We start from the raw sequence: 20641 nt of genomic DNA, 5'->3' as shown, positions 1-20641 counted from the left end.
ATCTACTGCTGGCCGAGCAGGGCATTCACTAACGACAGAAGGAGTACAAAAGTAAGAATAGAGGCGTGCCTTGGGGTTATTTCGACACGTTTGAACCGGAGATAACCAAGTAAGATCGTGCATTATCTTGGTACTGCTTCACGGGGTGATGGCGAATCAGCAGTCTGCTTTTTCGCGCCTGTGGCGACGGTTTTTACTCACTTACGTTCAAGGTAAGTCACCTGTGTCCTCTATAGACATGTCAGCGCCAGCCCCGTTTGTAGGTTTGGCACCTTTCCTGCGGATGAGCATTAATGGCGAGGATCTGCGTCCTATCGCACAGGAACAGCTACCTCGTGCCGAAGCTTGCCCCGAGGATGCCAACCTATGGATGAATCTAGCCACGCTCATGCTATGCCTGGGGCATCATGAGCTTGGTCTGGGCATTCAGGCGCACGCCTTGACCCGACAGCGTACATTCCATTTGGCAGCAGCACATCAACCCGCTCGGCTACGTGCCTTGTTGCTAATGGCGCCGGGCGATCTGGCGACCAACATGCCGCTGGACTGCCTGCTTGAAGACTGCGATATCGACTTGCTGATGTATTACGTCAGTGAGGAAGGAGATCCCTTGGCAACGGCGCTGCCGGAACACAATCTCGTGATGGTAGCGATGAGCGAATCTGATGAGAATCGGCCGTTATTAACCGCCTTGGAGCCTTTGTTAGCGGATTGGCCCAAGCCCGTTATCAACCGGCCGCAGGGAGTTGCCAATACAGATCGTGAGCGAGCCAGCCAACTGCTGCAGGGCGTAGAGGGGCTATTGATTCCGCCCACGTTTCCTACCAGCCGTACTGAGTTACAGCGTGTCATAAGTGGAGAGAAAACGCTGGCGGATATTTGTCATGACATCGATTTTCCCGTCATTGTGCGTCCGCTGGGGTCGCATGGCGGGCATGGATTGGAGCGGGTGGCCGATACCGATGAGCTGGCGGATTACCTGACGCGGCTGAGCGGTGAGGATTTTTTCGTTTCTGCGTTCATCGATTACAGTGACGGTGACGGTCTGTTTCGCAAGTATCGGGTCGTTCTGGTCGATGGAGAGCCTTTCGCCAGCCACATGGGGATTTCCAGTCATTGGATGATTCATTACCTCAATGCCGGCATGTACGAGGACGCTGCCAAGCGCGCCGAGGAGGGTGCTTGGATGGAAAGGTTCGACGCCTTCGCGCTGCGCCATCGTCACGCCTTGAATGCGATTGCTGAGCGCAGCGGCCTGGATTATCTCTGCATCGATTGTGCCGAAACTCGCGATGGTGAGCTGCTGGTATTTGAAATTGGTCATGCCATGGCGGTACATGCCATGGATTCGATCGAACTGTTTCCCCACAAGCAGGTACATATGGCCAAGGTCAAAAGCGCACTGCGCAGCTATCTGTTACGCCGGGCCGAGGGCGGTGCTCAGGCGCAGAAAACCGGAGGTGTTGAAGTATGAATCCACGCAATGGCTTGAATTTTTCCGGTGGTCCCGGCGCGTTGCCCGAAAGCGTACTGCGCGAGGTGCAGCAAGCCATTATTGAGGTGCCGGAGGTTGGCTTGTCGGTGCTGGGTATCAGCCATCGCTCGGACTGGTTCGCTGCCGTGGTAACAGAGTTGGAGAACAACATCCGCAGCCTGCTCGGCCTGGGCGATGATTATCACGTGCTGCTGCTACAGGGCGGTGCGACTCAGCAGTACACGATGGTACCGATGAGCCTGTTGCTGCCGGGTGGCGCGCCTGCGGATTATCTGGATACCGGGTACTGGAGTGCCAAGGTGCTGCCCGAAGCGCGCCGTCAGGGGCCTATTCGAGTCGTGTGGAGCGGTCAGGATAATGGCTTTAGACGTTTGCCTGTGGATGAAGAGCTGCAATTCGCGACTACAGCGCCTTACTTGCACTATGTCTCCAATGAGACGGTGGAGGGCTTGCAGTTTCACCGCATGTTGGGATCCGATGAGGTGGTGCGCGTCTGTGACATGTCCTCGGATTTCCTCTCGCGACCGATTGAAGCGAACCGCTTTGGATTGATTTATGCTCACGCGCAAAAGAACGTCGGCCCCGCCGGCGTTACCGTGGTAGTGGTACGGGATGAGCTGATCAAAAATGCCCCAGAAGATCTGCCCGGCTTTCTGGATTACCGTAGCCATGCTCGCGCCCATTCCAACTTCAACACGCCACCGGTATTTGCCATTTATGTGGTGCTGCTGGTGACACGCTGGCTGATGCAGGAAATCGGCGGGCTCAATGCCATGGATGCACTCAACCGTACCAAGGCGGCGCTGCTTTATGACGTACTGGATAGCAGCGAGAGCTTTTATCAAGGGCGGGCGGCCGTCGCGGATCGTTCATTGATGAACGTGGCCTTCAACCTGTCCAATACGGCATTGGAACAGCGTTTTATCGCTGAAGCGGAGGCGGCCGGGTTTTCTGGCTTAAAGGGGCATCGTGCCATCGGCGGCCTGCGTGCCTCGCTCTATAATGCCGTGACGCTGGAGGCAGTGGAAAAACTGGCCAGCTTCATGGCGGACTTTCGACACCGTCAGCAGCGCTAAGAGAGAGGGCGGCATTGGCAAATGTCGCCCTTTCCCGTTAAGGGCGAGGCGTTACAAGAGGAGAGCTGTTCCAGCGTTGGTAGACCAATAGTTGATGCTGGTCAAGGCGATATCTCCATGACAAAATGAAATCCTCACCTGGACACCCAGCGGCCGTCAGAGCCGTTGACTAGACGCTAGTCGCTTATCCAAATAGAAAATGAGGATTTCCATGCCCCAGTATCGCTCCCGGACGACGACGTCGGGTCGAAATATGGCCGGCGCACGCGCACTGTGGCGCGCCACCGGTATGCAGGATGATGACTTCCAGAAACCGATCATCGCTGTTGCCAATTCCTTCACCCAGTTCGTGCCGGGCCACGTCCACCTAAAGGACATGGGTCAGCTGGTCGCCCGCGAAATCGAGAAGGCCGGCGGCGTCGCCAAGGAATTCAATACCATCGCGGTCGATGACGGTATCGCCATGGGCCACGACGGGATGCTTTATTCGCTGCCATCGCGCGACATCATCGCCGACAGCGTCGAGTACATGGTCAATGCGCACTGCGCCGATGCGCTAGTGTGTATTTCCAACTGCGACAAGATCACCCCCGGGATGCTGATGGCCGCGATGCGCCTCAATATTCCGACTATCTTCGTTTCCGGCGGGCCGATGGAAGCGGGCAAGACCAAGCTGCTTGACCATGGCATCGATCTAATCGATGCCATGATCTCTGCCGCCGATGATAAGTACAGCGACGACGAGATCGCCGAAATCGAGCGTAGCGCCTGCCCGACCTGCGGCAGCTGCTCCGGCATGTTCACCGCCAATTCGATGAACTGTCTGACCGAGGCGCTGGGGCTGGCGCTGCCGGGCAACGGCACAGTGCTGGCGACCCATGCCGACCGTCGCCGCCTGTTCGAGACCGCTGGTCACCGCATCGTCGAGCTGGCCAAGCGCTACTATGAAGGCGACGAAGCTCACCTGTTGCCGCGTGCAATCGGTTGCAAGGATGCCTTCAGAAATGCGATGACGCTCGATATCGCTATGGGCGGCTCGACCAATACCATCCTGCATCTGCTGGCTGCCGCACAGGAAGCTGAAGTCGACTTCACCATGGCTGACATCGACCGGCTGTCACGTGAGGTGCCACAGCTGTGCAAACTGGCGCCCAATACGCAGAAATACCATATCGAAGATTGCCATCGAGCTGGCGGCATCATGGGCATTCTCGGCGAGCTTGACCGCGCCGGCGTGCTCAACACCTCACTGCCGACCGTCTATGGCGATACGCTCAAGGCTGCTCTCGATGAGTGGGATATCATGCGCAACCCTTCACCGGAAGTGGTCGAGTTCTTCAAGGCCGGCCCCGGTGGCGTGCGTTCGCAGGAGGCATTCTCTCAGGCAGCGCGCTGGCCGAGTCTGGACGGCGATCGTGCCAATGGCTGCATCCGTGACCTCGAACACGCCTTCTCGCGTGAAGGCGGGCTGGCAGTACTCTACGGCAACATTGCCGAGAACGGCTGCGTGGTGAAGACGGCCGGCGTCGACGATTCGATTCTGATCTTCGAGGGCCCGGCCCATGTGGTCGAGTCACAGGATCAGGCTGTTGAACATATCCTTGCCTGCCAGGTGAAGGAAGGCGAGGTTGTCGTCATCCTTTACGAAGGGCCGAAGGGTGGGCCGGGCATGCAGGAAATGCTCTATCCGACCTCGTATCTCAAGTCAAAAGGGCTCGGCAAGGCGTGTGCACTGATGACCGACGGGCGTTTTTCCGGCGGTACCTCGGGATTGTCGATCGGTCACGTCTCGCCTGAGGCGGCTGCCGGCGGCGCGATCGGTCTGGTGCAAAGCGGCGATCTGATCCGCATCGACATTCCTCACCGCACGATCGACGTCAAGCTTTCGAGTGAGGAGCTGGCAAAGCGTCGTGAGGCGATGGAAGCCAAGGGCCGTGATGCCTGGAAACCCACCATCAAGCGCGAGCGAAAGGTGTCGGCGGCGTTAAAGGCCTATGCCATGCTGGCGACTTCTGCTGATCGCGGCGCGGTCCGTGATCTCGACAAGCTCGAGGAGCGTTGAGTTTCTCGCCTGTTTCGAGCTTAAAAGCCCGCCGTATTCCGGCGGGCTTTTTTATACGTGCAAAGTGAACTTGGGTTCACAGTGAGGGCGAAGGAATGGCTGGCCGCTATGCCTTATGTAGGCTTTGCATGTCCATTTCGAACAAGTGATGCAAAAACGGCTAATCCAGCAGCGTTGCCAGGCAAGGCCGTTTAACAGCGGGGCAGGGCGTCAATATGGCTGCTGTCGTCTTGTCTCCTGCCGTTATCGGTTCATCGCTACACTTGAATGTGCCAGATATCGACAGGTGACAAATTTTATCGTCTGGTGATTAAACCTTGTTTTCTAAGGTCATCGGCATGCTCTCTTGATTGGTCATGATGGGCTAACCTGTAACGGTAACCTTGTTAATCCAAGGATGACCTGGCCAGAGGAGTAAAATCGATGTGAAGGAAATAAGAATACGAAAGGCCCAGCTGTCTGACGCGCCTGTTATGGCGCAGCTCGCGGCCGAGCTGGATATCTATACGACCCACGGCGAGCTGGAGCAGCAACTGGGTATTTTGCTGGAGGAGCCGGAGCATCTCGTGCTGGTGGCGACCGATACCGAAGAAAGCGATGAGCCTGTTGGTTGGTTACATGCCCACGTCGTGATGGGTATCGCTGTGCCGACGTCAGTGGAGGTCAGTGCCTTGATCGTCAAGACGCGTTGGCGTCATCACGGTGGTGATAGGCAGCTGATAAAGGAGGCGATGGCTTGGAGTCAGCAGCAGGGCATCGACGTGTTCCGTACGCTTAGTAATGATACCAGTGAAGATGTACAAAACTTTTATAACGATCAGGGACTCATGTTGGTAGCGCAACAAAATGTTTTTGAAGTAAGTTTGTCTGAGAAATAAGACGTTATGGCGTTATTAATCCAAAAGAAATAACTGTTTTCACTCAAGCATCAGAACTGCTTAATTGAATAAAAGAAATAAGCACGCCGGACCATGTTTACAATAACGTGGTTCAGTTCAGCCTTTAACAGGAGATAAAGAGATGATGAAGTATTCTTCAGCAATTTTTGCTACAGCACTGTTGGTATTTTCGATGCAGGCTTCAGCAGCAGGATCTAATCAGGAAAATAACAGTACGATAGGGGTACCTGATCATGGAATCACCAACATGAGTGATGACGAAGATGTTCGGGAAGCCGTCAAAGAACGTGCAGCTGAAGTAAGTAGCTCCGGGATGGAAGCCGATGGTGTTGCAAGCAAAAGCAATTATTCCTCGGAGAATACCGATACGAGTACAGGGCCTCGGGGCAGTGGTGAGAAGCGTCAAGGGACCGTAAATTCTTCACATCAAGGAGCGCCCGGTGAAGGAAACTCCCAAGCTCAGGGAGGTGACTTGTCGGTTCACGGCGATAAGCCCAATGAAAGTACTAACTCTTCACATTAAGTCCCAACGCATGTCCCGATAGTTGTCAGTATAACCGCTTGTTGGGATATGCCGTTAATGTCTCCATTAGCCACGCTAGCTTCTTAATACAGGCTGAATAGCAGCAAAAAGAAGGTTGTACATAACTTTGACGATATGCGTTATGTGTTCTAAGGTAAAAAACAAGGCTAAACGGTAAGTGCAATAGTGAATGCACTGCTGATGTAGCAATTTTAATCTTGCGCTAACTAGAGTGGGTGTGGAATATCCAAGGAAGGTAATGTTCAGAATAAGCGCTTTTTCAGGAAGAAAGGTAATATTCTGGATGAACTATTTAAAGCCCTCGCTTATAGAGGCGATTGGGTATTCGGCCTCGGCCACTGGACGTGACAGGAGGAAGGAACCATGAAGAAACTGATTGCAACGGCGTTTTGTGCGGCATTTACGCTTCCGGCCATGCAGACTATGGCAGCAGGTAATGAAGCGAGCGGTAACAATGCCAACAGCGCTGTACAACAGGAGTCACAACGCAACAGTCAGGTACCGACCAATAACCCGACCGGTGATGGTCAGGAATATATGGGGAGCAAGGCGGATAGCCAGCCGTTGAACAAAAATGGTAGCTCTTCAAAGAATCAGGGTAATGCCACTGATAGTGCTACTCAGCAGAAATCACAGCGTAACAGTGAAGTGCCAGCGAATAATCCTTCCGGACATGGACAGGAATATATGGGCACCAAGAGCGATAGTCAGAAACTACAGGGTCAAAATAGTTCATCGGGAAGTAACCCCAATGGCTCAGGTCCTGACGAAACAGGTTCAGCTGCTGCAGTAACTGATACTGGTCGGCAGGGACATTCTGCTCAAATGGAAGAAAAAGTCTCGCCGGGAGGCCCTACTGAGCAAGGCGATAGCCCCGGGGATAACAAGCAGTAATTTATTCCTGTCGCTCTTTTGTTCGTTAGGCATTATTAGCGAACCGATAAATACCGCCGACTTGTTCGGCGGTATTTGTTTGTCCAGCTCTACCAAATTAACGGCATGGTTTCATCGCGCATGCGTTCTCGGGCAATGAAAAGTGCTGCAATGGCACGCCCTTCATGAAAGTCCTCACGGGACAGCAATGATGCCAGCTCATCCATACGGTAGCGTTCCGTGACGATAGGCTCCGGCTCATCGCCTGCCAAGCGTTCTTCATATAAACCAGTTGCCAGTACCACGCTGATACGGTGACTCATGTAGTTCGGTGCTACGCTAAGCTCGGTCAATGGCACGATGTTATGGGCACCGAAGCCGCATTCTTCCTTCAGTTCTCGGTTGGCGGCCGTGATGATGTCCTCACCCGGGTCGACAGCACCTTTGGGTAGCGTGAGTACGTAGTCCTCGAAACCGGCAGCATATTCCCGAATGAGTAGAACATGGTCAGGATCGGGCATGGCGACGATCATGACGGCGCCATTACCTGTACTGCACAGGCGTTCGAAAGTACGGGTACTGCCATTGGAAAATGTCAGGTCGAGAGCTTCGACGCGGAACAATCGACTGCGTGCCTTCTCTTCTCTTGCCGTAATTAATGGTTTGCTATCCTGTGCCATGGTTCGCTCCTTTTTCTTGATCATTCAAGTATGGCCATCGGTAGCTTTTCTGGCGATAAGGATCTCCTTGTGGGTCAGTGGTGGCTGAGTGCTATAGGCACGAATGACGGGTAACGCCTATACTGCCAAGTCCATTCTTTTCCCGTGTTTACTTTCATGATTGACTGGCATGCCATTGATACCGTCCTGCTTGATATGGACGGCACTCTGCTGGATCTTCATTTCGATAGTCATTTCTGGCTTGAACATCTCCCCAGACGTTACCGTGAACTGCATAAGCTTGATGAACAGGCGCAGCAGATACTTGTCGAGCGTATTCTGGGTGAGCGCGGCACCCTCGACTGGTACAGCCTGCGCTATTGGAGCCGTGAGCTTGGCATTGATGTGCTGGAGCTGAAACGCGAGGTGCAGCATCTGATTCGTTTTCGCAGCGATGCACCCGAATTCCTGGCCTGGCTCAAGCAGGCGCCGGTGCGTGTGGTGCTGGCGACTAATGCCGACCGTGCTGGCGTGGCGCTCAAGCTGTCGTTGACAGGCCTCGATAAGTATCTCGATGCGGTCGTCTCATCCGAGGATGTCGGCTATGCCAAGGAGTCAGCCGAGTTCTGGCAAGCACTGGCCGAAATCGAGCCCTTTGATCCACAGCGCACCTTGTTTATTGATGACAATATCGCAGTGCTCGAAAGCGCGCGCAATTATGGTATCCGTCATTTGCTGGGCATCCTTCAGCCTGACAGTAGCCAGCCCGAACGTGAACTGGCCGGCTTTGAATCCTTGAGAACATTCGCCTCGATCCTGCCGGCTGAATACCTTGCGAATATCCCTTCTCGCCACAATATTAGTTATTAGATATCCCTGATAGGGAAGTGAACATAGGGGAGATAACCATGAGTGAGCAGGTTCGCATCGATAAATGGCTGTGGGCGGCGCGTTTTTTCAAGACGCGTGGCTTGGCGAAAAAAGCCATCGAAGGCGGGAAGGTTCATTACAACGGCGAACGTGTCAAAACCAGCAAGAATGTCGAGGTGGGTGCCATGCTCAAGGTACCACAGGGCTGGGACACGCTTGAAATTGAAATTGTCGATGTTTCCGATCAGCGACGCGGTGCGCCTGAGGCGCGTGCGCTTTATCGTGAGACCGAGCAAAGCGTTGTGCGGCGTGATCGCGAGGCTGAGAACCGCAAACTGGCCAACCAGTCAATGATGGCGCCCAAGAATCGCCCCGACAAGAAAGGGCGTCGTGACATTCACCGTTTCCAACGTCAGGTGCTGGACGACTGATGCCAATATCGCTATTGCCCTCGTGACGATAGCGGCTTTTATCCTCAGGTACCCTTACCTCCGAGAAGTTCATGGATCACATACAACGTTTTCTTTTCGACGACACCAACGTGCGCGGCGAACTCACTGTATTGCATGAGTCGTACAAGGACGTACTGGTTCGCCATAACTATCCTGATGTCGTCAGCCGTCAACTTGGCGAGCTGCTTGCTGCGGTGGCGCTTTTAACCGCTACCGTCAAGCTTGACGGTGTGTTAAGCCTTGAAATCCGCGGCAATGGCCCGGTCTCGCTACTGATGGCGGAATCCAACCCCGGCACAGGTGAAGAGGCGCAGCGATTGCGAGCGATCGCGCGCTTCGATGAGCATGCGGCTCTCCCTGATGATAAGGCAACGCTGCCTGAGCTCATGGGCGATGGTCATATCGTAATAACGCTCGATCCTAGCGATGGCCAACGTTATCAAGGGATCGTTGCGCTTGAAGCGGAGACACTGGCCGGTTGTCTTGAAGCATATTTCGAGCGTTCCGAGCAGCTACCGACACGTCTGTGGCTTGCATCCAATGGGGAGCGTGCCGGTGGCCTGCTGGTCCAGAAACTGCCAGATGATGCCAGTAATCTCGATCCGGATGCCTGGAATCGCATCAATATGCTTGCTGAGACGCTAAGCAATGATGAGCTGTTGACACTTGCTCCGAAGGAGACGCTGTTTCGCCTCTTTCATGAAGAGACAGCACGGGTTTTCGAGCCGGCGCCGCTTGCCTTTGGTTGCACCTGCTCTCGTGAACGTTTTGCCCAGGCGTTGCACCGTATCGGCGCTCAGGAATTGCATGAGATTGTCTCTGAGCAGGGCGAAATCGATACACAATGCCATTTCTGTAATACACGCTATGTGTTTTCTGCCGCTGAGGTCGAGGCGTTGATTGATACCCCCGATGCGCCTTCTCCCACGCTGCATTGATGCTGATGTGTGCCTCTCTTCACCACAGACCCACTATAGCCTGCATGGGTGGGTCTGCTGAGGAGGTATATGCTATATCCGGCGCCTGGCAAGAGGTAAGTTTCCCCGCCTTGCTACTTTTGTCATAATGTCGCTCCTTCGCTCGGGGCGACTACTCGCATGGCTTGTCAATAGCGTGGAAGCGCTTGTAAAAAGAGCGTTGAGAACATAACCAAAGCTAACGAGAGAGCGGCGTAACGCCGAGGACACGCATAATGACCATGAATCAAGACAGCGCAGCACGTTCGCATTCTGGCCAGGCCCATCTCAACTTGAGCGCTGCCGAGTTGATTGAACTTGCCATTACTCGTGACGAGGGGAGCCTGGCCGCGAACGGGGCCCTGGTAGTCGAGACAGGAGAGCGAACCGGGCGGTCACCGCTGGACCGTTTCATCGTCGATGAAGCGTCCACCCGCGATCTTATCGATTGGGGCAAGGTCAATCGTCCCTTCGATGCCGATAAGTTTGATGCCTTGTGGGAACGCGTCGAGGATTATCTGACCAAGGATACGAACTTCGTCAGTGAACTTCATGTCGGCTCCGATCCCGAGCATTATCTGCCGATACGGGTCACTACCGAAACCGCCTGGCACAGTCTCTTCGCACACACGCTCTTCGTTCGTCCTGAGCAGTACAATCCTAAGAGCAAGAGCGAATGGTTGATTCTCAACGCCCCGCATTTTGCTTGCGAGCCCGCTCGTGACGGTACTAACTCAGACGGTACCGTTATCATTAACTTTGCTCGGCGTCGTGTATTGATCGCTGGCATGCGTTATGCCGGCGAGATGAAGAAAGCGATGTTCTCGGTTCAGAACTTTCTACTACCGGAAAAAGACGTACTGCCGATGCACTGCAGTGCCAACGTCGGTGAGAACGGTGAAACCACGCTATTTTTCGGGCTCTCTGGTACGGGTAAGACCACGCTGTCCGCTGATCCTGAGCGCTATCTGATCGGTGACGATGAGCACGGTTGGGGCGAAGGCACCGTCTTCAATCTCGAAGGTGGATGCTATGCCAAGACCATCGATCTGACCGAGAAGAACGAGCCCATCATCTATCGGGCGATTCGCTTCGGCACGGTGCTTGAAAACGTCGTACTACATGATGACCGCGAACCTGACTACACGGATGTATCGCTGAGTCAGAATGGCCGCGCGGCATACCCGCTGGAGTTCGTTGAAAAGCGGACGCTAGAAAATCGCGCCGGTGAGCCTAACGCCATTATCTTTCTGACATGTGATATGAGTGGCGTATTACCGCCGGTCTCGATCCTCTCTAAAGAAGCCGCAGCCTATCACTTTCTGTCAGGCTATACCGCCAAGGTCGGTTCAACAGAAATCGGCTCCTCTGAAAGTCTGGAAGCCACGTTCTCGACGTGCTTCGGTGCGCCATTCTTTCCGCGCCCCGCTCACGAATACGCTGAACTTTTGATCAAGCGTGTCGAGGCATTTGGCTCAAGGGTCTATCTCGTCAATACGGGGTGGAGCGGGGGTGCCTATGGGCACGGCGGCAGTCGCTTCAGCATTCCGACGACGCGTGCGATTATCAATGCTATTCAGAGTGGCGAACTCAAGGATGCCGAAACGCAGCATTTGTCCGGTATCAACCTAACTGTGCCGTGTCGTGTTTCCGGAGTAGATTCGACTATCCTCAATCCGCGCGAAACATGGGCGGATAAAGCGGGTTATGACGAGCAGGCACGTGAGCTGATCGCCAAGTTCGTCGATAATTTCCAGAAGTTTACCGGTGTTGATGAGGCTATCGTCAAGGCGGGTCCTCAGCTTGTTTAAGCGAGCATGTGTGGCTCACTGTTGACAAGATAGTGGTTCATGAAGGAAGGCCAAGGCCTTCCTTCTTTCATTTGTTTTGCACGCTTTGACTGGATTCAGTCTCGGCGTGACCTAGCACTTTATGATACTTTGGCGTCACGTTTTAGACCGACTGCCAAGGTGACATGGACGCTAATCAATCTGCGCTTGCCGCACGTATCGCTGAAGAACTCAATGTTCGTCCCCAACAGGTCGTTGCGGCCGTCACGCTGCTCGATGAGGGGTCAACCGTGCCGTTCATTTCTCGTTACCGCAAGGAGTTAACGGGTGGGCTTGATGATGGCCAATTACGCTCTCTCGAGGAGCGTTTGCGCTATCTGCGTGAGTTGGAAGAACGTCGGAGCTCAGTCATTGCTGCGATCGACGAGCAGGGCAAGCTCGATGCCACGCTGAAGGCTCAACTGCTTGCTGCCGATACCAAACAACGCCTCGAAGATCTTTACCTTCCTTATCGCAAGAAGCGCCGCACCAAGGCGCAGATTGCCCGTGAGGCCGGTCTTGAGCCACTCGCTGATGCGCTGTTGAACGACCCGACGCTCGGTCCGGAAACAACCGCAGCAGACTATGTCGACAGCGCCAAGGACGTTGCCGATGCCAAAGTTGCGCTTGATGGTGCCAAGCAGATTCTGATGGAACGCTTTGCCGAAAACGCCGAGCTGGTAGGGCGACTGCGCGATAGGCTGTGGCAGGAAGGTGAGCTGCATGCCAAGGTGCTCGCCGGCAAGGAGAGCGATGGCGCCAAGTTCTCTGATTACTTCGATCATCGCGAGACGTTATCGAAAACACCGTCGCACCGCGCGTTGGCCATGTTTCGCGCGCGCAACGAAGGGGTGCTGGGGCTATCCATTGTCTTGCCTGAAGAAGAGGATGCTCCCATTCATCCGGCGGAAGTCGAGGTGGCGCGCACCTTTGGTATCAAAGATGAGGGGCGGCCTGCTGATCGCTGGCTGAAAGAAGTCGTGCGCTGGACATGGCGCGTGAAACTTTATACCCACCTTGAAACCGAGCTGCTTGGCCGGCTGCGTGAGCAGGCCGAGGTGACAGCAATCAACGTATTTGCCGACAACCTCAAGGATCTGCTGCTGGCAGCTCCGGCAGGCGCCAGGCCAACTCTGGGTCTCGATCCGGGGCTGCGGACCGGGGTGAAGGTCGCCGTCATTGATGCTACCGGCAAGTTTGTTGATCAGGCCACCATCTATCCTCATGTGCCGCAAAAGCGATGGGATGAGGCATTAGCGACACTAGTCGCGTTGTGTAAAAAGCATAGCGTTGAGTTAATTGCTATTGGCAACGGCACCGCCAGCCGTGAAACCGACAAGCTGGCCGCTGAAGTCGTCAAGCTCGTCAACGATCAAAAAATCAGCAAGATAATGGTCAATGAGGCAGGCGCTTCAGTCTACTCGGCCTCTGAATTTGCGGCCAAAGAATTCCCTGACCTTGATGTCACCATTCGTGGTGCGGTGTCGATTGCGCGTCGCTTGCAGGACCCGCTGGCCGAGCTGGTCAAGATCGATCCCAAATCAATCGGTGTGGGCCAATATCAGCATGACGTGTCGCAGTTGACGCTGGCGCGTACGCTGGGTGCCGTGGTCGAGGATTGTGTCAATGCTGTAGGCGTTGATTTAAATACCGCTTCGACGGCGCTACTTGCCCGTGTATCGGGTCTCAATGCGACACTTGCCGATAATATAGTGGCATGGCGCGATGCCAATGGTGCTTTTCGTAACCGTCGTCAGGTGCTCGACGTGAGTCGTCTCGGCCCGAAGACCTTTGAGCAATGCGCCGGTTTCTTGCGCATTATGGAGGGGGATAATCCGCTCGATGCTTCTGCTGTACATCCCGAAGCCTATCCGGTGGTCGAGCGCATCGCGCATTCGAATGCACGTGAGGTCAAAGGATTAATTGGCGATAGTGGCTTTCTTAAAACAATCAAGGCCAGCGATTACGTTGATGAGCGTTTCGGCTTACCAACAGTAACCGATATTCTGGGAGAATTGATTAAGCCCGGTCGTGATCCACGTCCTGAGTTTCGTTTTGCTGAGTTTCAGGAAGGCGTTGAAGAAATGAAGGACTTGCGTCCCGGCATGGTGCTTGAAGGCGCTGTCACCAATGTTACGCACTTCGGGGCATTTGTTGACATCGGCGTACATCAGGATGGGCTGGTACACATTTCGGCATTATCCGATAAGTTCGTTTCTGATCCGCGCGAGGTCGTCAAGGCAGGCGACATTGTGCGTGTCAAGGTGATGGATGTCGATCTGGAGCGTAAGCGCATTGGGTTGAGTATGCGGCTTTCCGATGAGCCTGGCGAAGGTGGCAATGCACGCAGTTCGCATGAGCGTACGCCACCCAAGCGCAACTCATCTCCACGTCCGGCAGCATCAAGCAAGCGTACCGAGGGTGGCGGGGCGCTGGGTTCTCTGGGCGAAGCATTGCTGAAGGCCGGTGCGAAGAAGCGCTGACCATCGTTGGCCTGGGGCAAAATGCTTGCAAGCTAACAACATGCCACCATAATGATGAATTAATTTACGGGGCCGTATCTTTCGGCTCCGTTATGTTATTAACGGCACGAGTATCGCTTGTGTCGAAACCATTTGGAGAAGCGCGCTTCTCCCCGTGAGAGAAGGTGTTTACCCTTGTCTGAGCAACTCGCCTACCGTATCGATGGGCTCAAGGGGCCGGCCCGTCAGGGACTATTCGGTCGTATTCATCGTGGCATCGAAAAAGAAGGACTGCGTGTCGATACTCAGGGGCGTATTGCACAGACGCCGCATCCTGAGACGCTGGGGTCGAAGTTGACTCATCCGCATATCACCACGGACTACTCAGAAGCGCTGCTTGAGTACATCTCGCCGGTTTACAGTCGTCCGCGTGACGCGCTGGCGTTTTTAGGCGACCTTCATCGCTTCAGCTACCGCTATCTTGGCGATGAGTTGATCTGGCCTGTCAGCATGCCTGCAGGGCTGAATGGTAATGACAGCGTTCCGATTGCCGATTATGGCCATTCCAATATTGGCACCATGAAGCAGGTTTATCGTAAGGGACTCGATGTTCGTTATGGTCGGATTATGCAGTCAATCGCGGGCATTCATTATAATTTTTCATTGCCTGAGGCGCTGTGGCTTCATCTACAGCAGCTTGAAGGACAGGATGGGGTGTCGTTGGATGCGTTTCGTTCACGGCGCTATTTTGAACTAATCCGTAACTTCAGGCGCAACAGCTGGTTTTTGATGTACTTGTTCGGCGCATCGCCGGCCGTGGATGAAAGTTTCCTTGAAGGACGTAATGTCGGGTTGAAACGCCATGCCAAGCGTACGCTGCTATCACCCTATGCCTCGTCACTGCGTATGAGTGACCTTGGGTATCAGAACAAGGTACAGGCGCAACTCAAGATCTGTTTCAACTCACTTGAAAACTACGTCGGTACGTTGCGTCATGCTATTTCTACGCCTTGGCCGGCCTATGCGGACATTGGTGTCGAAGCCGATGGTCAGTGGCGTCAGCTCAATGCCAACATCTTGCAGATCGAAAACGAGTATTACAGCGATATTCGTCCCAAGCGAGTGGCGCGCCATGACGAAACGCCGACTCAGGCGCTTGAATCGCGCGGCGTGGAGTATATCGAGGTGCGTTGCCTTGATCTGAATCCGTTTTTGCCTCTAGGTATCGATGAAACGCAGATTTATTTCCTGGATACGTTTCTGGTCTGGTGTTTGCTGTCGCCCAGCCCATGGATTTCCGATACTGAGTGTGATCTTCTCGACGAAAGCCGGGCGCGTGTGGTGAGCCGTGGCCGTGAGCCGGGGCTGATGCTTCCCACCATGCAGGGTGAACGCTCCATGGCGTCTCAAATGCGGGAGATATTCGCATCAATGCAAGATGTCGCAGCTTTGCTCGATGCTGATGACAAGGAAAACCCGCATACCGAGGCGCTTGCTGCAATAGCGCCACGTATTGATGATCCGTCGCTGACGCCAGCGGGCATGATGTTTGAGCAGATGGAAAGCAGCGGTATCGATTTCATTGATTGGACGCTAGCGAAGGCGAGAGAGCAGGCGAATTACTTCCGTGATACCCCAATGGATCGTGCGCGTGATGCCTTGTTTACGCAGCTCACGGAAACGTCTCATCAGCAGCAGCGTGATAGGGAGAATGACGATACCGAGTCTTTCGCATCGTTTCTTGAGCATTATTTTACTCAGGCTCGTGAGCCTCGTGTATTCAAGAAGAGCTAAGCATTTACGTGCATCACGGTGACGAAAAGAGAGCTTGCAGAATGAATGATACGTCGGAGCGCCTGTCCTGCCGCGCCTGGTGCCTGGCAGGCGCGGCCTTTTGCTTGATGATGATGGCGGTAGCGCTCATCTTGCAGTATGTTTTTGAGCTGGAGCCTTGCCCACTTTGCATTTTTCAACGTGTGGCGGTGTTAACCGCTTTAATAGTATTTGTTATAGGAGCGCTTCATAATCCCAAGCGTGGGGGAGGGGGTGTCTATGGAGTGCTGGCACTGCTAGGTAGTCTGGGCGGTGCCATCGTCGCCGGGCGTCATGTCTGGTTACAGCATCTTCCCCCCGATCAGGTGCCTAGCTGTGGTCCAGGGCTCGACTATATGCTGGAAGTTCTGCCGCTATGGAATGTGATGTCGCAAGTACTCTCAGGTTCCGGTGAGTGTGCAGAAATTCATGGTATGTGGTTAGGGCTTTCGTTACCGATGTGGACCCTGATGGGCTTTATAGTACTTAGTTTTATACCTATCGGACTCATTGTCCGCTCGCTGCGCGCCGCCTGATCGGTGCCAGCATCGTCGCAGGAGGAAGGGAATCATGCTGCAACAATGCTCTACCGCGCAGGAACAGTGGGGAGGCGTTCATGTCCTCGTTGACCGCTGGCTTAAACAGCGCCATGACGTACTATTGGCCTATATGGAATTGCTCGAAGCATGCAACGGTGAGATTGAACCAGTTGATAAGCGCTTGATTGACCGGTTCAGTGAGCAGTTGATGGACTATATCAGCGCTGGACACTTCGAGCTTTATCCGCAGCTTTGTGAAGAGGCGAAGGCGTTCAACGATTTTGAGGCTCTTGAAGCTGGCAATCAGCTTGTCGCCAATCTGGATCCGTCGACTCAGATGGTATTGGCATTCGATGGTGACTATGCCAATCCCGTGCTCTGTCAGGAAAATTCTGCAAATCTTCCGGCCTGGCTGGAAAGGCTGCGCAAGGGGCTGACGGAGCGTTTTGCTATCGAAGACGTATTGATAGCACGTCTTCATGCGGCACATGCGCCTGCACAGGAACGCATGCCTGCTCAGTCAAGCTGAGCCCAGTGGTTTCAAGCCGTCAAGCAGACGCGTTTGAAGTGAGTGTCACTTGGGTAAAAAGCACCGACTAGGTCGGTGCTTTTTTATTTGAATGACGGCTGAATTACGTAATGTCTTCAGCCCTACTGCGCTCAGGCGGCAGTAGAGTCAGTGAGCTTGAGTGTCAGGCTGGTTCGGTTGCGTACATCCCTGAGCAGCGCCCCATCCTGTGCCATGGCCTTGGCACGAGCAGGTACGATTTGCTGCAAGCGTGTCTGCCAGGCAGTGGAAGCAAACTTTTCCGGGAAACAGCGTTCTATCAGGCCGAGCATGATGGAGGTTGCGGTTGATGCACCTGGCGATGCGCCCAGCAAAGCCGCTAGAGAACCATCACCTGCGGCAACGATTTCTGTACCGAATTGCAGCACGCCTCCTTTCTTAGGGTCTTGCTTGATAATCTGAACGCGCTGACCAGCTACTTCAAGGCGCCAGTCTTCCCCTTTGGCTGCGGGGTAGAACGCTTGAAGCTCCTCGACACGCTGCTCATGCGATAGGCGTACCTGCTCAAGTAGATATTTCACCAAACTAAAATTATCGCGTGCCACCGCCATCATTGGGCCAAGGTTTGAAGAGCGTACCGAGCGCATCAGGTCAAAAATAGAGCCGGTTTTGAGGAATTTGGTTGTAAATCCCGCAAAAGGGCCAAACAGCAGGGACGGGGTACCATCAACATTACGGGTATCGAGATGGGGTATCGACATCGGCGGAGCGCCAATGCCCGCCTTACTGTAAACCTTGGCATGATGTTGAGACACAATTTCTGGCTTGTCGCAACGTAGCCATTGACCACTGACCGGGAAGCCTGCATAGCCCTTGGATTCGGGGATGCCGCTTTTTTGCAGCAGATGCAGCGAAGCACCACCTGCGCCGAGGAACACAAAGCGTGAACGCAGAGTACGCTGATGGCCGCCCTTGACATCAATTTTTAAGGTCCAGCTACCATCACTGTTGCGCTCAAGATCATTGATCGTTTGCCCGGTGCTGACACGGACCTGCTCATCCGGCAGTGCTTCAAGGCGTTCCAGCATCTGACGTGTCAGGGCGCCAAAATCGACATCGGTTCCGGCATCGGTCCATGTCGCTGCGAATGCTTCGTTCGGTTGGCGGTCTACCATGAGTAACGGCGCCCACCGGGCAATGACTTCATTATCCTCGGTATATTGCATGGCATCGAAGCAGGGATGCTGCTGCATGGCATCGAAACGCGCGCGAAGGAACTGCACATCCTTCTCGCCACGGACGAAGCTCATATGCGGGACTGGATGAACAAAGCGGGATGGGTCGCCAAGCTCGCCATGTTCTACCAAGTAGCTCCAGAACTGCTTGGTTTCCTCGAACATGGTGTTGATCTGGACAGCCTTGTCGATAGTGACTGAACCATCGTCGGCCTGAGGCGTGTAGTTCAGCTCACATAAACCAGCATGACCAGTGCCAGCATTGTTCCAGGCAAAAGAGCTTTCGCTGGCGGGCGTGTCGAGACGCTCAATAATTTCGATACGTGCTTCCGGCTCCAACTCATTGAGGAGTGTCGCAAGCGTTGCGCTCATCACACCCGCCCCTACTAGTACGATGTCTACTGCCTCATCCATAGTGTTTGTCAACCATTAACGTAATCAAAGAATGTACGTCGGTCATTCAGGCGAACAGCATTGCAAGCCGACGAAATCGATGTTTGCTGCAAGCGAGATGGGCAAATCTCATAGACGGCATGCGCCTAAGGGCAGATAAATTAATTCGCCGCTTGAGGCCGCTTTAGCCCACGTTTCATACATCACTGTATGAATGCCGACATGCGACGTTGTCGCTTTCCACGTACCGTCTGGCTTCAGTGTTTTTATACATATGTGTCCTTATGCGAGGCCATGAAGATAACGTTCGTAAGTAACGAGGCAAATGAATTCCGCACTATATCGATTTTACTCGGCCACGGGCGATAATACCTTTGCGCATATGGGCGCTGTCTCCGTAAGCACTGAAAGTAACTGTCAATTTTTTAATCTGACCGATCCTCGCTAAGGATACAACCCCGGTTCAGCGTTGTGATCATCTCACTGCGTATTTCTGTGTTTGCAACCAAGTCATCGAAGCAGACCTGACCTGATAGCTGCTAGCCCTTAGCCTTTATCTTTGATGAATTCTTGAATCAACTTCTAGCAATCGTACTCATCTATTTACGCAAGCTAAGGATGCGCCAGCCGCGTGTTGTTGCGATTTCCTTGAGCGTATCGTCAGGGTCGACGGCAACAGGGTTGTCTACACGATTTAGCAATGGCAGATCATTTTGCGAGTCGCTGTAGAAATAGGCACCATCCAGGGTGACATCATGAGCATCGAGCCATTGTTCCAGACATTGAATCTTGCCCTCGCGAAAGCTGGGCGTGCCGCAGACACGGCCGGTATAGTAACCATCAATGACCTCGGGCTCGATAGCGATGAGATCATCCACGCCCAAGCGCTCGGCGATCGGACCGGTAACGAAGCGGTTAGTTGCCGTGATGATGAGGAGATAATCGCCTTGGGCGCGATGTTGAGCAAGGAGTTCCTCGCCAGCCGGCAGAATCATCGGCTCGATTTTGCTGGCCATGAACTGTTGATGCCAGGCTCTGAGCTGCTCGGGCGTATTATCGGCCAAGGGCTTTAAAGCAAAGCTCAAGTATTCGGCGATATCGAGCGTGCCATCGGCATACTCTCGATAGTAACGTTCATTGGCTGCGCGATAGCTTTCGACATCGACAGCGCCCTGTTCGACGAGAAACTCGCCCCAGGCATGATCGCTGTCACCGTTGAGCAGCGTATTATCCAAATCGAAAATAGCCAGGCGCAAGGTGAATCTCCAAGCAAATAGAGTCGGCGGAGCCAGTCTGGATGAGTCGGCTCAAGGCCGCTTTACCGATCGGCTGCAAGTGCTGGAGATTATTACAAAGATATTTTGCCTTTAATACCGCCAAGCGCGTATTGATGCGCTTTCTCGCTTTGTGGAAGAATGACTTAAAGTTATTTTTCAAAGGATGATACCCGTGATCGACCCTGATGGCTTCCGGCCGAACGTTGGCATTATTATTGCCAACAGTGGCGGTCAGGTGCTTTGGGCGCGTCGGGTGGGGCAGAATGCATGGCAGTTCCCGCAAGGAGGTATTAAATCCAACGAGACGCCGCAAGAGGCCTTGTATCGTGAACTCGAAGAAGAAATCGGATTATGTGCCGAAGATGTGGATATTCTGGCCTGTACACGAGGTTGGCTGCGTTATCGCTTACCGCGCCGGATGATCCGAACCCATTCGAGACCGCTATGCATTGGCCAGAAACAGAAATGGTTTCTGCTGCGTATTCGCTGCCATGACACGCAGATTTGCGTTGATACCACGCCTAAGCCCGAATTTGATGGCTGGCGCTGGGTGAGCTACTGGTACCCCTTGGGACAGGTAGTGCCATTCAAGCGTGAGGTCTATCGCCGTGCTCTGCGTGAGTTGGCCCCCCGACTACAGCACTTGATGGGCCCCGACGGCTGAGCGGAGCACCGCTCAGCCGAATTATGACAAGGATGA

18 protein-coding genes are annotated in these 20641 nt (G+C 53.9%); 15 read left to right on the top strand and 3 right to left on the bottom strand.

From position 1 onward, the window contains the following. Positions 1 to 223: 223 nt before the first annotated feature. From C3Z11_RS14760 to C3Z11_RS14735, 6 genes are all read left to right on the top strand, one after another. Complete coding sequence (locus C3Z11_RS14760) at positions 224 to 1474, top strand: ATP-grasp domain-containing protein (protein ID WP_262927423.1); 1251 nt, start codon at positions 224 to 226, stop codon at positions 1472 to 1474. Then, positions 1471 to 2571 (top strand): phosphoserine transaminase, encoded by a 1101-nt coding sequence (locus C3Z11_RS14755; RefSeq protein ID WP_106478717.1) that lies wholly within the window; start codon positions 1471 to 1473, stop codon positions 2569 to 2571. The genes C3Z11_RS14760 and C3Z11_RS14755 overlap by 4 nt, the downstream gene beginning before the upstream one ends. 211 nt (positions 2572 to 2782) lie before the next feature. Further along, complete coding sequence (gene ilvD, locus C3Z11_RS14750) at positions 2783 to 4633, top strand: dihydroxy-acid dehydratase (RefSeq protein WP_106478716.1); 1851 nt, start codon at positions 2783 to 2785, stop codon at positions 4631 to 4633. Between the two features lie 473 nt (positions 4634 to 5106). Continuing rightward, a complete protein-coding gene (locus tag C3Z11_RS14745; protein WP_106478715.1) occupies positions 5107 to 5511 on the top strand; it encodes a GNAT family N-acetyltransferase in 405 nt (134 codons plus the stop codon). A gap of 142 nt (positions 5512 to 5653) precedes the next feature. Beyond that, positions 5654 to 6055 carry a hypothetical protein gene (locus C3Z11_RS14740; protein ID WP_106478714.1) on the top strand — a complete coding sequence of 134 codons (402 nt, stop codon included), beginning with the start codon at positions 5654 to 5656 and terminating at the stop codon, positions 6053 to 6055. Positions 6056 to 6439: 384 nt separating this feature from the next. After that, a complete protein-coding gene (locus tag C3Z11_RS14735; protein ID WP_106478713.1) occupies positions 6440 to 6970 on the top strand; it encodes a hypothetical protein in 531 nt (176 codons plus the stop codon). 89 nt (positions 6971 to 7059) lie between these two features. Here the strand turns inward: C3Z11_RS14735 and nudE are convergent, their stop codons facing one another. Then, positions 7060 to 7629 (bottom strand): ADP compounds hydrolase NudE, encoded by a 570-nt coding sequence (gene nudE, locus C3Z11_RS14730; protein ID WP_262927422.1) that lies wholly within the window; start codon positions 7627 to 7629, stop codon positions 7060 to 7062. A 156-nt stretch (positions 7630 to 7785) separates the two neighbouring features. Between nudE and yrfG the strand changes: the two genes are divergently transcribed. The 8 genes from yrfG to rsd all read left to right on the top strand — a co-directional run bounded on the left by yrfG (position 7786) and on the right by rsd (position 17057). Further along, entirely contained in the window at positions 7786 to 8478 is a 693-nt protein-coding gene (yrfG, locus tag C3Z11_RS14725) for a GMP/IMP nucleotidase (RefSeq protein WP_106478711.1), read from the top strand. A gap of 38 nt (positions 8479 to 8516) precedes the next feature. Next, entirely contained in the window at positions 8517 to 8909 is a 393-nt protein-coding gene (locus C3Z11_RS14720; RefSeq protein ID WP_106478710.1) for an RNA-binding S4 domain-containing protein, read from the top strand. Between the two features lie 71 nt (positions 8910 to 8980). Next, the gene (gene hslO / locus C3Z11_RS14715; protein WP_106478709.1) at positions 8981 to 9868 is read left to right on the top strand and encodes an Hsp33 family molecular chaperone HslO; all 888 of its coding nucleotides are present in this window, start codon (positions 8981 to 8983) and stop codon (positions 9866 to 9868) included. A gap of 260 nt (positions 9869 to 10128) precedes the next feature. After that, positions 10129 to 11697, top strand: coding sequence for a phosphoenolpyruvate carboxykinase (locus C3Z11_RS14710; protein WP_394810221.1), 1569 nt, complete (start codon positions 10129 to 10131; stop codon positions 11695 to 11697). Positions 11698 to 11861: 164 nt separating this feature from the next. Beyond that, positions 11862 to 14198 carry a Tex family protein gene (locus C3Z11_RS14705; RefSeq protein ID WP_106478707.1) on the top strand — a complete coding sequence of 779 codons (2337 nt, stop codon included), beginning with the start codon at positions 11862 to 11864 and terminating at the stop codon, positions 14196 to 14198. A 174-nt stretch (positions 14199 to 14372) separates the two neighbouring features. Continuing rightward, complete coding sequence (gshA, locus tag C3Z11_RS14700) at positions 14373 to 15971, top strand: glutamate--cysteine ligase (protein WP_106478706.1); 1599 nt, start codon at positions 14373 to 14375, stop codon at positions 15969 to 15971. 41 nt (positions 15972 to 16012) lie between these two features. After that, entirely contained in the window at positions 16013 to 16525 is a 513-nt protein-coding gene (locus C3Z11_RS14695; protein WP_106478705.1) for a disulfide bond formation protein B, read from the top strand. 34 nt (positions 16526 to 16559) lie between these two features. Further along, positions 16560 to 17057 (top strand): sigma D regulator, encoded by a 498-nt coding sequence (gene rsd / locus C3Z11_RS14690; RefSeq protein ID WP_106478704.1) that lies wholly within the window; start codon positions 16560 to 16562, stop codon positions 17055 to 17057. Positions 17058 to 17188: 131 nt separating this feature from the next. On the opposite strand, the gene mqo is transcribed toward rsd, so the two are convergent. Together mqo and C3Z11_RS14680 are read right to left on the bottom strand one after the other, a co-directional pair. Continuing rightward, the gene (gene mqo, locus C3Z11_RS14685) at positions 17189 to 18685 is read right to left on the bottom strand and encodes a malate dehydrogenase (quinone) (RefSeq protein WP_106478703.1); all 1497 of its coding nucleotides are present in this window, start codon (positions 18683 to 18685) and stop codon (positions 17189 to 17191) included. Between the two features lie 578 nt (positions 18686 to 19263). After that, positions 19264 to 19920 carry a histidinol-phosphatase gene (locus C3Z11_RS14680; protein WP_106478702.1) on the bottom strand — a complete coding sequence of 219 codons (657 nt, stop codon included), beginning with the start codon at positions 19918 to 19920 and terminating at the stop codon, positions 19264 to 19266. A gap of 193 nt (positions 19921 to 20113) precedes the next feature. On the opposite strand from C3Z11_RS14680, the gene C3Z11_RS14675 reads away from it, so the two are divergent. After that, a complete protein-coding gene (locus C3Z11_RS14675; RefSeq protein ID WP_262927421.1) occupies positions 20114 to 20605 on the top strand; it encodes an RNA pyrophosphohydrolase in 492 nt (163 codons plus the stop codon). Positions 20606 to 20641: the final 36 nt, after the last annotated feature.

The organism is Phytohalomonas tamaricis (assembly GCF_003012345.1).
GTDB lineage: Bacteria > Pseudomonadota > Gammaproteobacteria > Pseudomonadales > Halomonadaceae > Phytohalomonas > Phytohalomonas tamaricis.
Note: the sequence above shows the minus strand (reverse complement) of the source record. Positions and strands in the feature narration are given on the sequence as shown.

What these genes read in the sequence shown, in the direction of transcription:
- C3Z11_RS14755 (WP_106478717.1), top strand. Translation starts at nt 1,471, where the DNA reads ATGAATCCACGCAATGGCTTGAATTTTTCCGGTGGTCCCGGCGCGTTG.
- C3Z11_RS14735 (WP_106478713.1), top strand. Translation starts at nt 6,440, where the DNA reads ATGAAGAAACTGATTGCAACGGCGTTTTGTGCGGCATTTACGCTTCCG.
- ilvD (WP_106478716.1), top strand. Translation starts at nt 2,783, where the DNA reads ATGCCCCAGTATCGCTCCCGGACGACGACGTCGGGTCGAAATATGGCC.
- rsd (WP_106478704.1), top strand. Translation starts at nt 16,560, where the DNA reads ATGCTGCAACAATGCTCTACCGCGCAGGAACAGTGGGGAGGCGTTCAT.
- nudE (WP_262927422.1), bottom strand. Translation starts at nt 7,629, where the DNA reads ATGGCACAGGATAGCAAACCATTAATTACGGCAAGAGAAGAGAAGGCA.
- yrfG (WP_106478711.1), top strand. Translation starts at nt 7,786, where the DNA reads ATGATTGACTGGCATGCCATTGATACCGTCCTGCTTGATATGGACGGC.
- C3Z11_RS14745 (WP_106478715.1), top strand. Translation starts at nt 5,107, where the DNA reads ATGGCGCAGCTCGCGGCCGAGCTGGATATCTATACGACCCACGGCGAG.
- C3Z11_RS14695 (WP_106478705.1), top strand. Translation starts at nt 16,013, where the DNA reads ATGAATGATACGTCGGAGCGCCTGTCCTGCCGCGCCTGGTGCCTGGCA.
- mqo (WP_106478703.1), bottom strand. Translation starts at nt 18,685, where the DNA reads ATGGATGAGGCAGTAGACATCGTACTAGTAGGGGCGGGTGTGATGAGC.
- C3Z11_RS14710 (WP_394810221.1), top strand. Translation starts at nt 10,129, where the DNA reads ATGAATCAAGACAGCGCAGCACGTTCGCATTCTGGCCAGGCCCATCTC.
- hslO (WP_106478709.1), top strand. Translation starts at nt 8,981, where the DNA reads ATGGATCACATACAACGTTTTCTTTTCGACGACACCAACGTGCGCGGC.
- C3Z11_RS14705 (WP_106478707.1), top strand. Translation starts at nt 11,862, where the DNA reads ATGGACGCTAATCAATCTGCGCTTGCCGCACGTATCGCTGAAGAACTC.
- C3Z11_RS14720 (WP_106478710.1), top strand. Translation starts at nt 8,517, where the DNA reads ATGAGTGAGCAGGTTCGCATCGATAAATGGCTGTGGGCGGCGCGTTTT.
- C3Z11_RS14740 (WP_106478714.1), top strand. Translation starts at nt 5,654, where the DNA reads ATGATGAAGTATTCTTCAGCAATTTTTGCTACAGCACTGTTGGTATTT.